At 67.0% G+C, this 14495-nt stretch carries 13 protein-coding genes; 6 read left to right on the top strand and 7 right to left on the bottom strand.

Annotation, left to right across the window (positions count from 1 at the left end; genetic code table 11):
• Nucleotide 1: 1 nt before the first annotated feature.
• The 3 genes from AB0B66_RS10295 to AB0B66_RS10285 form a co-directional block, all read right to left on the bottom strand.
• The gene (locus tag AB0B66_RS10295) at nucleotides 2-1258 is read right to left on the bottom strand and encodes a hypothetical protein (protein ID WP_360525996.1); all 1257 of its coding nucleotides are present in this window, start codon (nucleotides 1256-1258) and stop codon (nucleotides 2-4) included.
• Nucleotides 1259-1260: 2 nt separating this feature from the next.
• Nucleotides 1261-1611 (bottom strand): pilin, encoded by a 351-nt coding sequence (locus AB0B66_RS10290; RefSeq protein ID WP_360525993.1) that lies wholly within the window; start codon nucleotides 1609-1611, stop codon nucleotides 1261-1263.
• Between the two features lie 246 nt (nucleotides 1612-1857).
• Entirely contained in the window at nucleotides 1858-2628 is a 771-nt protein-coding gene (locus AB0B66_RS10285; protein WP_360525990.1) for a hypothetical protein, read from the bottom strand.
• A gap of 411 nt (nucleotides 2629-3039) precedes the next feature.
• Here AB0B66_RS10285 and AB0B66_RS10280 point away from each other — a divergent pair, with 411 nt between their 5' ends.
• Together AB0B66_RS10280 and AB0B66_RS10275 are read left to right on the top strand one after the other, a co-directional pair.
• Nucleotides 3040-3735: a hypothetical protein gene (locus AB0B66_RS10280; protein ID WP_360525987.1), complete on the top strand. Its 696-nt coding sequence runs from the start codon at nucleotides 3040-3042 to the stop codon at nucleotides 3733-3735.
• 674 nt (nucleotides 3736-4409) lie between these two features.
• On the top strand, nucleotides 4410-5339 hold the full coding sequence (locus AB0B66_RS10275) for an endonuclease domain-containing protein (RefSeq protein ID WP_360525984.1): 930 nt from the start codon (nucleotides 4410-4412) through the stop codon (nucleotides 5337-5339).
• 303 nt (nucleotides 5340-5642) lie between these two features.
• Here AB0B66_RS10275 and AB0B66_RS10270 read toward each other — a convergent pair whose 3' ends face one another.
• Both AB0B66_RS10270 and AB0B66_RS10265 read right to left on the bottom strand, forming a co-directional pair.
• Nucleotides 5643-8954 (bottom strand): error-prone DNA polymerase, encoded by a 3312-nt coding sequence (locus AB0B66_RS10270; RefSeq protein WP_360526323.1) that lies wholly within the window; start codon nucleotides 8952-8954, stop codon nucleotides 5643-5645.
• Between the two features lie 298 nt (nucleotides 8955-9252).
• Nucleotides 9253-10434: a restriction endonuclease gene (locus AB0B66_RS10265; RefSeq protein ID WP_360525981.1), complete on the bottom strand. Its 1182-nt coding sequence runs from the start codon at nucleotides 10432-10434 to the stop codon at nucleotides 9253-9255.
• A gap of 286 nt (nucleotides 10435-10720) precedes the next feature.
• Here AB0B66_RS10265 and AB0B66_RS10260 point away from each other — a divergent pair, with 286 nt between their 5' ends.
• The 3 genes from AB0B66_RS10260 (at nucleotide 10721) to AB0B66_RS10250 (ending at nucleotide 12017) form a co-directional block, all read left to right on the top strand.
• Nucleotides 10721-11086 carry a hypothetical protein gene (locus tag AB0B66_RS10260; protein ID WP_360525978.1) on the top strand — a complete coding sequence of 122 codons (366 nt, stop codon included), beginning with the start codon at nucleotides 10721-10723 and terminating at the stop codon, nucleotides 11084-11086.
• A 226-nt stretch (nucleotides 11087-11312) separates the two neighbouring features.
• Entirely contained in the window at nucleotides 11313-11447 is a 135-nt protein-coding gene (locus tag AB0B66_RS10255) for a hypothetical protein (RefSeq protein WP_360525975.1), read from the top strand.
• A 213-nt stretch (nucleotides 11448-11660) separates the two neighbouring features.
• Nucleotides 11661-12017: a hypothetical protein gene (locus AB0B66_RS10250; protein ID WP_360525972.1), complete on the top strand. Its 357-nt coding sequence runs from the start codon at nucleotides 11661-11663 to the stop codon at nucleotides 12015-12017.
• A gap of 44 nt (nucleotides 12018-12061) precedes the next feature.
• On the opposite strand, the gene AB0B66_RS10245 is transcribed toward AB0B66_RS10250, so the two are convergent.
• Together AB0B66_RS10245 and AB0B66_RS10240 are read right to left on the bottom strand one after the other, a co-directional pair.
• Nucleotides 12062-12337, bottom strand: coding sequence for a S24 family peptidase (locus AB0B66_RS10245; protein ID WP_360525969.1), 276 nt, complete (start codon nucleotides 12335-12337; stop codon nucleotides 12062-12064).
• Nucleotides 12297-12671 (bottom strand): hypothetical protein, encoded by a 375-nt coding sequence (locus AB0B66_RS10240; protein ID WP_360526320.1) that lies wholly within the window; start codon nucleotides 12669-12671, stop codon nucleotides 12297-12299. Before AB0B66_RS10240 ends, AB0B66_RS10245 begins: the two co-directional genes overlap by 41 nt.
• Nucleotides 12672-13219: 548 nt before the next feature.
• On the opposite strand from AB0B66_RS10240, the gene AB0B66_RS10235 reads away from it, so the two are divergent.
• Nucleotides 13220-14203 (top strand): hypothetical protein, encoded by a 984-nt coding sequence (locus AB0B66_RS10235; protein WP_360525966.1) that lies wholly within the window; start codon nucleotides 13220-13222, stop codon nucleotides 14201-14203.
• Nucleotides 14204-14495 lie beyond the last annotated feature (292 nt).

Raw genomic sequence — 14495 nt, 5'->3', positions numbered from 1 at the left:
CTTAGATAGATCCGCGCGGCTTCTTCATCCGGCGCGTGTAGAGATCGACACCGGCGGCCAGCTCATCGGGTGTGTACGGCCGCGGCCGTGCCCTGGCCGGCGCCACCGGTGCGCGTCGCGCCAGGCGAGCCGGAGGACCAGCCAATCCGCCGGGACGCGACGACCCGCTGGGGTCGGGCTCCCAGCTGGGGCGGCCCCGCCACGGTGCCCGGCCGGCCCGGGTCGGCCCGGAAGGCGCCTCGATGCGCGGCCATACGCCCGCGTCGCCGCTGGTCCGCCTGCCTGGGCTGATCATCGGTGCCTTTCGGCCGAACCCGGGAAGACGGCCGGTGAGCATCCGGGTCGCCTGCTGCAGGACCAGGAACCCGATCACCCGGCCGCCGCTGGATCCGCCGCCGCGCAGCGCGAAACGCTTCATCAAACCGGGGATCTTGATGACGCCGATCAGGATGCAGGCCGCGACCAGCAGGTTCAGCACCGCGCCCGGGTCGCCGGGCATGCCGAGCACCGGCAGGTTCGACGCCGGCGTCAGCAGGATCTGCATCGCCAGATGCATCACCAGCGCCTGCGCGGTCACCGTACCCAACGCGGCGAACAGCGAACGCCACCACAGCTTCGCCGCCGGCTCAGTCCACGGCGTTCCGTGCAGGGCCATCGCGATCGGGGAGATGCCTGCCAGGAACAGCAGCAGACCAAGCCGGGTGATCCACTGCATCAGCAGGATGGCGAGCAGGACCGCGATCAGCAACCCGATGAGCACCAGCAGGAACGCGCTCGGGGTTGGCGGCGTTGGCAGGACCTTCCCGTCGGGCGTGGTCATCACCGGTAACGCCGATCTGACCAGTTGCCGCAGGTAGGGCAGCGTCGTCTGGTCGGCGATCGGCTTGTCGGTCATCGCCGCGGTGACCGAGTTGGCGAACCGGATGATCATCGACATCAGCGGCAGGGCGAAGTTCGCTCCGATAAAGCCGATGATCAGCCGGGGGATCAGCTCGCCTGGGCCGTAGGGGGATTGGGTCGTGATCGTGTCACGGCCCATGATCATGAGTGCTGTTGCCAGGACCGCCAGGATGTAGGCGGTGTTGACGACAGTCAGCGACGTGCCGGCGAACTGCTTGATCTGCGGTAGGACCGTGACGTCCGGACTGCGCAGCAGCGAGTTGGACAGCAGGTCCCATAACACGTTGAGCGCGTTGTCGACGTTGGTGGCCAGCCAACCGATGACAGCGGCGATCATCTGGCCGGTGAAGAACGACATGGCTACTCGACGATGCCTTTGACCAGCGCGAGCGCTGGCTGCGAGACGATCGCCAGCGCGTAACCGATCAGCGCGTTACGGAACGCGCTCTTGCCTTTCTCGGTCGCGGTCGGGTCGCCGTTGGCCATCATGTAGCGCACGCAGCCGAGGGTGAGAAACAGCGTGGCCAGACCGATCAGCAGCCCGGTGACCAGGCCCTGGATGTTGCCGATGATCGCGGCGAGATCCAGTTCGGCGGGCTTGTCGCCGTCACCCGGGTCGGGTTCGGCGTAGGCGGCAGACGCGGCGACGACAACGGCAACGCTTGCCGTCAGGGTCACTGTGCACGCACGATGGAAGAGTTGACGAAGCATGGCAGCACCTCCGGCCCCGGCTTGGCCAGGGCATAGATCGGAAACGAGAGAGGTGCGCCAGCACAGAACCGGCCGCAGTAGGCGACCGGTCCAGGCCGCTGTCGAATGGAGCCGCGGCCATAGCTGGCGCGACGGGGCCCGCATCGTCGGCGTGAAACTCCCGTCGCTAACCAAAGGCTGCTGTTGGCCGCCCGATAACCGGTCCGGCAGCCCAACACCGCCCAACACCCACCCAACAAGGCACCGTCACGCCGCAGCTGACACCGGCACGGGCTGCCGCCGGCGGCGCCGACGCTTCGGGACGAACGCCAGCTCACCGGCGCGGATGGCGTCCCTTAACCGCAGCTCCGCCTGCCGGCGCCACCGCCGGGCAGCGGGCTTGGCCAACCCCAGCCCCGATGCCGCTTGTGCCAACGTCGCATCGCCAAGCCGCGTCGCGCCGATCACGTCAGCTTCCTCACGGCACAGCACCGCGGCTGCCACCGCCCGCGCCAGGACGTAATCCGGGTGATCCCACGGCAACCCCGGGACCGTCGGACCTGCCGTGAACGAGATCGGCTGCTGGGCCCACCGACCAGCCGACTGCGCCCGCCGGACCGCCCGCACCGCCGCGTCGATCAGCCGACCACAGATCCGCGGTGCCTCGACATCAACCGTCAGCAAGCGGTCCAGGAACCCCGCGACCAACTCGGACTCCAAGTCCTCGACATCGTCGCTCCACCGACGGCGGCAATCACGCGCCACCCGACGAAGGCCAGGCAGCGCCATGCCCAACGCCGCGACCGTCCATGGGCCCGCTTCCTGCCGCGACCGCTGGACCAGCACCCGCCACAACCGGTCAGCGACACCGTCGCCGACCGCCCCACCAAGGACCAAGTCACGAAGCTCCAGCAACCCAACAGCAGACGGAACAGATATCCCCATCTCCGGCACCAGCGGCAGCTGCCCAGCCACCACCAACGCCGCAAACCGCTCCTGCACCGCATCAAAACAGGAACGAGCGACCACCAGCGACATCACAACCCCAACGCGTCAGGCGCCACCAGCTCGTAGCGCACCAACCCATCTGGCCACGCGAACCCAACAGCAGCAGCGGCTTTGCCCAACAGCAGGCCCGGATACGGGCACCCAGGCAGTTACCAGCCCCGGCGAGACACGCGTAGATGGGACCGCTACCTGGCATAACCTCGCGCCGCACACGCGTTGCCGGATGTTGGGCGCCTACACCCGCGCGTGAACACACGCGATGTCCGACGGCCACGGCGGCCAACACCGAAGCCTGACCCGCCAGCCGCAACCGAACACGGTGGGCACCTAAACCTCACCGGGCATGTTGGGCGATGTTGGCCAGCTCGGTCGCGGCCAACACGATCAACACACGGCCAACACACACCTATGGGAGGCAAGCCCACGACAACAGGAGCGCCAATGTTCACCCACGACCCTGCCACACATCACCACACCGACGCTGGTCAGAGCCTGGCCATGTGGTGGCTCAACACCGACCACACCACACCCACGGCTTCAGGTCTGGCCACACGACTCACACGCCAGCTTGTCCTGACCTACACCAGCCGCGATGACACCGTCGTCAGCCTCACCGGAGACCTCCACGCTACCGCCGCGACACTGCTGGCCGGCCGCAACTTCATCGCCGTCAACGCCCCTGGCGACCTCGCCAACATCGACCCCAACACCCCACCGACCCTCATCACCGCCCAGTGGCCACCAGCCCGCCACCAGCCCGACGAGGCCCTCCTGGCAGACCTCCTGCTCGCCTGCACACTGATCTCCGGATCGGGACCAGCCACGATCGCTGTCATCACCCCCGTTGCCGAAAGCGATGCCGCCGCCTACCGCCATCCGCAGCTGACCGGCATCCCCGGCCTGCACCACCGCCTGGACGTCATCGCACTCAGCCGCCCAGCCGAACCCGAACGGTTCCTCTTCCCCCTCACACTGCCCGAGGCAGCCGCCCTGGTCGCCGCCCACGGCATCCGCTCCGACACGCCAGCAGCCCGCATACGCGTCTTCAGCGTTGCAGGCCGGGCCGCCGACAGCCCCCTCGCACGCCGCCCTGCCAACAGTCATCATCACGCTGGCGCCAAAACCGTCGATAGATAAGGCGGGCGTGTTTACTGTGCCAGCGACTCGCTGATGTGTGGTCGTGTCGTGGCGCGTTGATTCGAGTGGGAAACGGTGCACGAGTGGCGATGCCCACTGGCCAAGTCCGCCCATCGCCGCTGCCCAGGTCAACGCAGGCCGCCCTCGGTCTGGGCAAGCCGACCCGACCACGACCGCGGTGACCTAGGCAGCGTTCGTCGAGCACCGGCTCGAAAGACCGCGGCAGGCCACACGGGATCATGTGGAGGCAGGGCACCTTGCACATCACCTACCCAAGATCGTTGTTCGGGGGGGCCGAGAAGCCAACCCAGCGGCTTTCGGTCAACCCTCCAGCGGAGGCGCCCAGCCGTCCCGTCCACCAGCGCATCCTTCGTGCGCACCTGCGTGCCCGGTGTCCGGCCAGCGGGTAAGACCGGATCTCCCATGGTGGCGTGTGCGCTGGCATCGATGCCGCCAACACCGCACACGGCCAGCACACTTCGGGCCCACGCGATGTGACGCTGCCCAAGCAGCCCCCACGGGCCCACGCGACCGGTGTATGACGCTGTTTGCCTGCCGCCCAAGGAGCAACCTCACCTCGGCGCCCATCAAACGGCAGCGACAACGACCTTGGACCGGAACTGTCGTTGGTCGCCGATATCGTCGCGCGGACCCACGTAGCTGATGGAGGCGGCATGGCCGGCTTGGCAGATCTTCCGGTGCACCGCCAAGAAGCCCTGCTGTGGCGCTACCTGATCAAGCACGACGATCCCGGCCCGGCCCTGGCCGTCCGCACCCGCTCCGACGTCGATGCCATGGTTCGACAGGTGAAGACCAAGCGCTGCACCTCGCTACTGACCGAACTGCGTCCCGGCGGCGCACCGACTGCGGTGCGGGGCAGCGACGGCCGGTTCCACCTCATTGTCGACGGGCAAGTGCAGTGCGGGCGGGGCAAGGATTCCGGTGACGGCGTGCACCGGCACACGCAGGGGTATTTCTGGTGGACCGACCAGCGTCGCTACACCATTCAGGCGCCGGCGGGCGCCTGGCAGCGCATCGACGACGTGATGATCTTGGTTGAGGGCCAGCGGGGCGAGGTCGAGTTCACCTGGGATGTCACCCTGACCGACGAGATCGTGGATCCGGCGAAGGTCCGCCAGCGGCACCGCTGCCCGGCGTCGAGTTTCGGGCCCTGGCCCGCGCATCTGGGAGATACGCCGATGGGGCAGATGCGGGCACGCCTGGTCGATGCGTTCCGCACTCAATGCCAGGGCTGCGGGACGCAGTTCGGCACGGTCGTCGACCACGATCACTTCACCGGCTATGTGCGCGGCCTGCTGTGCCTGCACTGCAACAGTCACATCGACGGCTGCATGCACCCAGCCGGCTGCCGCTGGGCGGAGTACCTGAACAACCCGCCGGCAGCACAGTGGCGGGTGTACTACCCGAAAGGCCGAAGCCCGAGCGAGGACAGCGCCAGCACCCGGGCGAAGATCGAACTATGGGGATTCGATCCGCTGTTTCGCAACCCGAGGACGCAACGCGGTCGTGAGCCGCACCGTCCAGCTCCTGCGCAAGCGACCGGGCTGGACCTGAGCGAGGTCACCCGCGAGGCCCTCTTCTAGCGACTCGCCGTGTCCCGGCTCGCCTCTCATAGCAACGGGCTATCCCACCTCACTCATGCCGCACAGCGCGCGTTGGGTGCCAGAAAGCGGCCGACCCAGTTCCGGTGTCGGCGGCATATAGAGGCCACCAACCCGGCACAGGATCACAAGAGACCAGCTCGTAAACCAGGCCAAGGGTGCGTTGGTAGCCGAACGCGCCCCGTACCGGCCTCGGCTGTCGATCTCGGCGACTATGACTGCTCCCAGACGAACATGGAAGGCATCTGTATCTGCACGGCAGCAGCAGGTGGCTGATGTCACCAGTTATCGGAAGTCGCGGCTGGCCGGCCGGGTGGCGATATGCAGAGCGGTGACCTTATCCGCCACGAGGTTGAGGACACCGGATGCGGACTCCAGGTGCCCTCGAACGACCAGGGCGTTGTTGCGGGTCAGAACCGGCCGGTAGCGGGCGTACATGCCCGGTGAGCAGACCACGTTGAGCATTCCCGTCTCGTCCTCGAGGTTGAGAAAGGTGACGCCCTGCGCTGTGGCTGGCCGCTGTCGATGGGTGACCAGCCCACCGACCATCACCCGGGTCTTGTCGGGCACTGAGCGCAGGCGGTCGATGGGCAGCACGCCGTCGGCGTCGAGGCTGCCGCGGACCAGCTTGATCGGATGGTTGTCCGGCGACAGGCCCGTAGCCCAGACGTCGGCGACCAGCAGGTCCACTTCTTCCATCCCGGGAAGCACCGGGGCGTGCAGGCCGGCGATGGTGCCGGCGAGCTTGTCGGGGGTGTCTTGGGCTGCGGCGCCAGCGGCCCACAGCGCGGCGCGGCGGTCGAGGCCGAAGCACGCGAACGCGTCGGCGGTGGCGAGTGCTTCCAGGTGTGCGGCGCTGAGTCCGGCCCGTCGGGCGAGGTCGGCCATGTCGCGGTACGGGCCGTGGGCTTCGCGTTCGGCGACGATCCGGGAGGCGACATCGCCGCTGAGAGTGCGTACCTGGTCCAGGCCGAGGCGGACCTCGGGCCCGCCCAGCCCCCACCGGCTGGGCGCTTCGCCCAGCTGCGATCCCCACCTGGTAGCGGGGCCGTGTTCGAGGATGGCGCGTACGCCGCTGCGATTGATGTCAGGCCGGTGAACGGTGACGCCGTGGCGGCGGGCGTCGTCGACCAGGCTCTGCGGGGAGTAGAAGCCCATCGGCTGGGCGCCTAGCAGCGCGGCGCAGAACGCTGCCGGGTGGTAGCGCTTGAGCCACGCCGAGGCGTACACCAGGTACGCGAAGCTGATCGAATGGCTCTCCGGGAAGCCGTAGGACGAGAACGCCTCGAGTTTGGCGTAGACGTCGTCGGCGACCGCGCCAGTGATCCCGCGCTCAGCCATCCCGTCGTAAAGCCGTCCCTTGATTCGGGCCATCTTTTCCACCGACCGCTTCGAGCCCATCGCGCGGCGCAGCTGGTCGGCTTCGGCGGGGGAGAAGCCGGCGACGTCGATGGCCAACTGCATCATCTGCTCCTGGAACAGCGGCACCCCGAGCGTCTTCTCCAGGGCGTTGCGCATCAGCGGATGGCCGTAGGTCGGCTCCTCCAGGCCGTTGCGGCGCCGAATGTACGGGTGCACCGACCCGCCCTGGATCGGCCCCGGGCGGATCAGCGCGACCTCGACGACCAGGTCGTAGAACTCGCGCGGCTTGAGCCGCGGCAGCGTCGACATCTGCGCCCGGGACTCGACCTGGAACACCCCGACCGAGTCGGCGCGGCACAGCATCTCGTACACCTCAGGGTCGTCGCAGCGCAGCTCGCCGAGGTCGAGGTCGTCGCCGAGGAACTCGTGGGCATAGCGCAGCGCCGACAGCATCCCCAGACCGAGCAGGTCGAACTTGACCAGGCCGGCGGCGGCGCAGTCGTCCTTGTCCCACTGCAGCACGCTGCGGCCGGGCATCCGCGCCCACTCCACCGGGCACACCTCGGTCACCGGCCGGTCGCAGATGACCATTCCGCCGGAGTGGATGCCCAGATGCCGCGGCGCCGACAGCAGCTCGGTGGCGTAGGTAATGACATGGTCGGGGATGCCGGCGGCGGCTTCGGGGCTGATGTCGTGCCAGCGGTCCAGGGTCTTGCTCCACGCGTCCTGCTGACCCGGGGAGAACCCGAACGCCTTGGCGACATCGCGTACCGCCGACCGCGGCCGGTAGGTGATCACGTTGGCGACCTGGGCGGTGTGGCGACGGCCGTACTTGGTGAAGACGTGCTGGATGACCTCCTCACGCCGGTCGGACTCGATGTCGACGTCGATGTCGGGCGGCCCGTCGCGTTCCGGGGCCAGGAACCGCTCGAACAGCAGCCGGTGATGGATCGGCTCGGCATTGGTGATCCGCAGCGCGTAACAGACCACCGAATTCGCCGCCGACCCCCGCCCCTGGCAGTAGATCCGCTGGCTGCGGCAGAAGTCGACGATGTCGTACACGACCAGGAAATACCCGGCGAACCCCAACTCGGCGATGATCTTCAACTCGCGGTCGATCTGCGCGTACGCCTCCGGATGTGCCGATGGCGGCCCGTACCGAACCGCCGCGCCGTCGTAGACCAGGTGCCGTAGCCATGTGTCCTCGGTGTGCCCGGTCAGCACGGGGTAAGGCGGCAGATCCGGTGCGATCAGCTGCAGGTCGAACGCGCACCGCTCGGCGAGCTCGACCGAGTACGAAACCGCGGTCGGGTACGCACGCATCCGCGCCGCCATTTCGGCACCTGATCGCAGGTACGCCGACGGGGTCGGCAGCCACGGTGCCATGTCGTCCAGGCTGCGATTGGCGCGCACCGCGGACATGATGTCGGCCAGGCGCCGGCGCTTGGGCGCGTGGTAGTGCACCGCGTTGGTCGCCAGGACCGGCAGCCGCGCAGCAGTAGCCAGCTGGGCAAGGAAGTCGTTGTGCTCGCCGTCGAGGGGGTTGCCATGATCGGTCAGCTCGACCGCGACATGGCCCTGGCCGAAGAGGTCCACCAGCCGGTGCAATGCCACCTGGGCGGCGTCGACGTTCTCCGCGGCAAGGGCACGACGCAGCGAGCCCTTACGGCAGCCAGTCAGCGCGACCACATGCCCCCGCAGCCGCTCGGCGACCTCCGACAAGTCATAGGTCGGCATGCCTTTCTGTCCGCCAGCTAGGTGCGCATCGCCGAGCACCCCGGCGAGCCGGTGATAGCCCTCCTGCCCCTCCGCCAGCAACAGCAGATGCTCGCCAGGCGGGTCAGGCACCCCGGTCCGGCCACCGCGGCCCAGCGACAGCTCGACCCCGAACACGGTCGCCAGGTTGTACCCACGAGCAGCCTCCGCGAAGCGGACCACCCCGTACATGCCGTCATGATCGGTGAGGGCCAGGGCCGATAGGCCGAGCTGGACCGCCTGCTCGACGAGCTCCTCGGGGCTGGAGGCGCCGTCGAGGAAGCTGAAGTGGCTGTGAGCGTGCAGCTCGGCGTACGCGATGACGGGCTCGGGCCGCTCGATCGCTGCGGGCACATACTGCGGCCGGTGATGCGACGCCGCGGCGTCGGCGTCGGCTGGCGGCGCCTCGACGGACAGATCTCCGGACAGTCGTTTGCGCAACTCCACCCACGGAAGATCATCTGCACCCTGCCACTTCATCGAACTAGTGTACGAAGAAGCGTCTTGACCTCGTGTGATACCCCTACAATTCGATCTCCGTAATTTCCCGTCCACCACGCGGACGCGCGACGGTGTCGTGACGGCTGCAGGTTGTAGCCTCTTGCGCGTCGAGGGCCGAGGCTGGTGGGTCCGCCGGGATCGGATGGCCATCGGCTGGGTTCACTGTGAGTGCTGTGTGAAAGTCAGTACGCCGTTCTCCCATATGACGCGCCGACGGGCGTCGCCTGGGCGTGGACCGCGCCGCTGCGGCATCGACGACATGGCGTGTGCGAGCGAATTAGTCGGCGTCGTCGAAGTACCGGGGCTGCCCGTCCCAGACGTCGTAGAAGCGCCCGTCGTCGCCCGAGTATCGGTCGCCGTCCCGACGAGCAGTGAAGGAGCAGTCGGCCTCGGGCAGGACTCTCGGCATCACGGGGGTCACCGTTCCCCGCATGGGATCGGTGGGCATTCGAACGTGGTGAGCACCGAGCGGGAACAGACGTGCAGCGAGCGGTGTCTCTGCGACGACAGCCGCCCAGGCTGAATTGATCATCCTGACACCGATGGACGCGACAACAACCTTTGCCGAGCCGAGGTTCCACGATGTTGCCTGCTGCCGGATCCAGTCGCGGCTGGGCGGGATATCGCGGCACCACTCGGCGACCTTCTGTCTGTCTGCCAGTTCGAGCGGGATCGTGCTGCCCTGGGCGTGGGCCCACCTCTCGGCGCCGGGCAGGAAGCTGCTGGAGGTGACGAAGAGGCTTCGGTCGGCACCCTCGCCGTGAGCTGCACCGAGGATCCCCTGGACGAGGTTGAGCTCGATCTTCTTCCTTTGTTGCTTCACCTGTACGACGGTCACCTGCTGGCCGTAGACGGGGTGCGAAGTAAGGCGGATGTCGACTCCGCCGTCGTTGCGGCCTTTGCCGAGCTCGGTGGTGTAGCCCTGGGCGGTGAAGACCGAAGCGCACAGCTGCTCGAACCCCCGCCATTGAAGAGCGCCGAAGTGCTCGGGGTGGCGGCCGAAGTGCTCGAAGACCGTGCGGTAGATCGCCGTGTAGTCGGGAGCCACGAGGTGTGCGTGCCATTCGAACGCCTGCAAGGTCGCCAGCCGGGTGTGCAGGCCCGCGCCTGCCGGCGCGTCATCGGGGATGCTGATGTGGTGGACGCCAGCGGACCTCGTATTGAACTGCAGCCCGAGCGTGTCGAACCAGTCCCAAAATCCGTCTTCGCCCTCGGCACAGAGGCGGTCCTCTACGTGGTTGTCGCCGTTCAGCATGATCGCGGCGACTGGCCATTCGGCGGGGGGCAGGCGGTGGAAATCATGGTAGGTCGTGAAGGAGAGCTGCTCGAGGCTATCGGACCAGCCGTGTTTGGTGAACCACGCGCGAACCAGGTCGCCGATGGCTTCGGCCAGAGCCTGTTGGCCTCCGACGGTCAGTACGGAGAGCAGGTGGGACGGGACGGCAGTCTCCTCGACCATAAAGCGAACCCTACCTATTCTTGCCAGCGGATCGGACTTCGTTCCGCCGCTCGCTGGATCCGGCCGCCTGCCAGCCTCACCGCAAGCCGCAGACGACCGAAGCGCGAACATCGGGTAGCCGCGCTGGCCGGGCCACGGCTTACGACTTCGCCCCACAGCCGCGTACCCGGCAGTGTATGTCTGCCGGTGACCGGTTCAGTCGGCAGATGTCCAGACTTGGGCATGTCGCCGTACAGGTGTACGAGACACTCGGTAGACTGCCACGGAGTCGGCAAGGGAGGACGACGTGGCCGTTATCGGCACTTTGATCGCGGAGAGCCTGGCCACCGACGCCGTCCTCGATGTGCCGCTGACGCTACGACGCCTGCAGCGCATCACCGCCGCCGATCCCGTAGCAGGCCAGCCGGGACATTGGACGCTCATCGACTTCACCTGCGCCGAGGCTGACATCGACCGATTCGCCGACCAGCTCGCAGCGGCTCTGTCACCTGGGCCCTGGTATGCCGACTTCGGGGCGGCAGATAAACGTCATGTCGTGTTCGCCGGACGCAAGTTTGTGATCAACCGCGGAGATCGTGACCAACATCAGCGGGTGGTCGCGTACGCAACGTCGGTGGGTGTGCCGTCAGCGCAATTGGACTGGCCCCAGTGAGTCTCGGGTGGTCGAATCTGCCGGAGTGCGTATGACGGCTCGCCTGCCTCGGACTGCCGTCGTCCTACTAGCGGCAGCTCTTGCCGGTTGCGCACCTCCCGTTGCAACGCACACCCGCGACGGCACCATGACGCCCGGTGGGGTGACCCTCGTCCGCGCCGACCCGGCTGTTCTCCAACAATGGGCGGACTTCCCCGTAGAGCGTGCCCCGCGCCCCATCGTCCTCATGGGCGACTCACGGATACGGGTGCAGGGCTTCACCACCGACAACGCGAAGATTGCATTGATGCAGGGCAAACTCGCCCTGGAGACCACACTTCCCGCTGGCCCGTCGACCGTCGAGGTGAACCTGACCGACTGAACCTTCACCCTCCCCGCAATCAGCGCAGAGCAGGCTTATGACGTCATCGTCGCAGCTGGAGACCCGGGAGCGGTATCCGATGTCAGCCCGGCACCGCTTAGGATCACGAAGATTGCTCTCGGCACGGCCGAGTTCCGGACCGATCGCGGCCGATTGACACTGCCCGCGTGGTTGTTCACCGCTGTGGAATCGACGCAACCACTGGCTGTGCCCATGCTCGCTGAGGCGGCGTTCTGGCGCCCGGGAGAGCCGAACCTGGGCGAACCTGGCGCGGCGAGCATCGCCGCGGACGGGATGACGCTGACCGTCCAGCTGATGAAAATTCCTGATCCGTGTCCGGGGATGCCCACGGAGCAGTTCGAGGCCGAGGTGGCCGAATCCACCACCGCCGTAACCATCGGGCTGCGGCTGGTCGAATCCTCGCCAGCGGCAACTCCCGGCAGACGGCAGGGCGGTTGCCTGGATGACCTGGTCTACCGCACCCAGCCGTACACGGTCCGCCTCGCCCGGCCGCTGGGCAACCGGGTCCTTGTAGGACGCGACGGTGCCTCAGCGGTAACCAAGGGCTGAAACGATCACCGGCGCTCGCAGCATTTTCGTGACCGGGGCCAAGGTCACATGTGCCGCAGCACTGAAACGACCCGCCCCAGGATGACGACGTCGTCGGCGGTGATCGGCGGATAGGAGCTGTTGCGAGCAAGTAGCCGCACGGTTCCGTCCAGACGCTGGTAGACCTTGACGGTCGCCTCGCCGTCGATCATCGCGGCCACGATGTCACCGTTGTCGGCTGTGGTCTGCTGACGCACCACGACGATGTCCCCATCACAGATAGCTGCATCGATCATGGAGTCACCGCGCACGCGTAAGCCGAACAGCGTTCCGCGGCCCATGAGTTCCTGTGGCAGCGGCAGGACATCCTCGATTGATCGACTCCTCGGCCAGAAGCGGCCTGCCGGCGGCGATCGTGCCCACCAGCGGTACCAACACCGGTGCGGAAGCGTGCAAGAGGCCATCCACGGCAGCTACGCCGGCTCGCACGTCGACGGCCCGGGGACGTTCTCCATCCCGGCGGATCATGCCCCGCTGCTGCAGGACGGAAAGATGGTGAGCGACGGTCGATGGCGACGACAGTCCGACCACGGAGGCAATCTCTCGGACGGTGGGCGGGTAGCCGTGACGGTCCCCCCAGCTGTGGATCGCTGCCAGTATCTGCTGCTGACGCATGCTGAGGGGCCCCGAGAGTTGGCCAGCGTCGTTGCTACCGGCTGTCATGATCTACGATCGTAATCGATCAGGTGTGCTAAAGCGGTAAAGGTCATCCGTCAGATTTCGGAGGGCTGCCCCACCCCCGTTTTCGTGGGGCAGCCCGCATCCGGATGCGCAGCAACCTGCGCGCTCCACATCAGCCCCGCTCGCATGGAGCTGGTAGAAGGGTGCGTGCTGTCTTGCTGCACGAAGAACTCTGCGCAGGCAACGCTTGCGATGCAACCAGAGATCGACGCAACCTGTGGACAACTCGGGCTTGGGGATAACGACACAATTGGTCGTGGATCTGCTATGCCACGAAGTCCTGGCGCCGAGTCCGCGTCAGCGACCGGAGTCAGGCTCAGGTTGCGGGGAGGACTCGGCCATGCCGTAGACTCGGGGAACGCTCGGATCGGCGTCGCGGTGGTGCTGCGAGGTTACCGAAGCTCCCCATTTCTTCCGCCGACAGTCCGCGCGCTCACACGCTGCTGCGACTGGCGTTGCGGTCTCACGTGCTTGGAGCCTTCGTGACCAGTTACAGCGTCCTGTCATCCGGTACGCGCAACACGATCATCGCCACGTGGTCTGGCGAGACGGTCGATACGAGCCTCACGATCACCAGCCTGGCCGAGCGCTACCCGGCCCAAGCGCTTGCGGAGCTGCTTACGCGGCTGTCGGAGTTCTCATGGGACGCTGCGGCGTTTCTGGACACGGCCCCAGCGATGGAAGCCGCGATCGTGGAACTCGTGCAACGTCTGCGGTCCGACGGCGAACTGACCGAGCCCGTTCACGTCGATGTCGAAGGCTGCCGCCACGCTGAGCGCTGGAGCTGCGCCGACTTCGTCGAGGAGTTGCAGTCCACCGCGCCGCGCGTTCTGAGTGCCCTTACCCGGGCCCAGCGGCTCGCAGTCGCCGACGAGCTCGCAGCAGACGCCGCCGGGCGCGTCGAAGCGCTGAAACTACTGCCCACCGGGTTCGATCCTGAGTCGGACGCCTCCAGGATCTGGCAGATGTGTCAGGTCACCCGCGTGACGAGCAGTGGCATCTTTGGCCATCCGCCAAACAGCTCAGCAGGCTGGATCGTGCAGGGCTGGCGAGGTCCGGAGTCCAGCCCTGCACGACGTTGGGGGTGCCGCGACAAACTCGTGCGGTTGGAGCAGCTCACGGAGGCGTGCTTGGCCAACGGTGGCCGTGGGCTAATGGATGACGATCCGTTGGGTACGCACCTGGTGATGCCCATTCCCGGAGGCGAGCCTCTGTCAGAGGCTGACATCTTCGACATCCGGGTCCACCCCAGCACCCGAACGCCACTGGAACCTGACCCGTTCGCGCCCCTCTACGTCACCGTCCGCCGGCACGGCAGCACCGGGCGCCCCGAGGCGGTGGAGGTCGCCGTTGACGACGACGACGCGTTCGCGAGCCTCCTCGGGCCATGGACCACGATGGTGCCGGGGAAGGTCATCTCCGTAGCCAACCTCTACAAGGACGGTGATGATGCCCTCGCTGGCTGACGGCGCACGACTGACCGTCACCGCCTCGGCTTCGGCGCGCTGAGAACAGACGGCCTCCAGGTCATCCTGGGGGCCGCTCTTGTGTAGGAGCATCCGGGTCGTGTGGCGGTCGGCGGCGTGCATGGTTCGCCGTGGTTGAGGATGGGTCTGCGGAGGTGACCTGTTTCAGTCCCTGCGGGCATCTCGGTACAGGTCATATTTAGCCATCGCATCTTGGACCAAGATCTTGCCTTCGCCGATTGTGTCCATCAACCTTTTCACGTTCGTGCGCAGCCTAAGTGCCTGTTGAAGA

The sequence above is a fragment of the Catellatospora sp. NPDC049111 genome (assembly GCF_040648615.1).
In the GTDB taxonomy this organism is placed as follows: domain Bacteria; phylum Actinomycetota; class Actinomycetes; order Mycobacteriales; family Micromonosporaceae; genus Catellatospora; species Catellatospora aurea.
The sequence above is the reverse complement of the archived record's forward strand: the minus strand, read 5'-3'. Positions and strand labels throughout refer to the sequence as shown.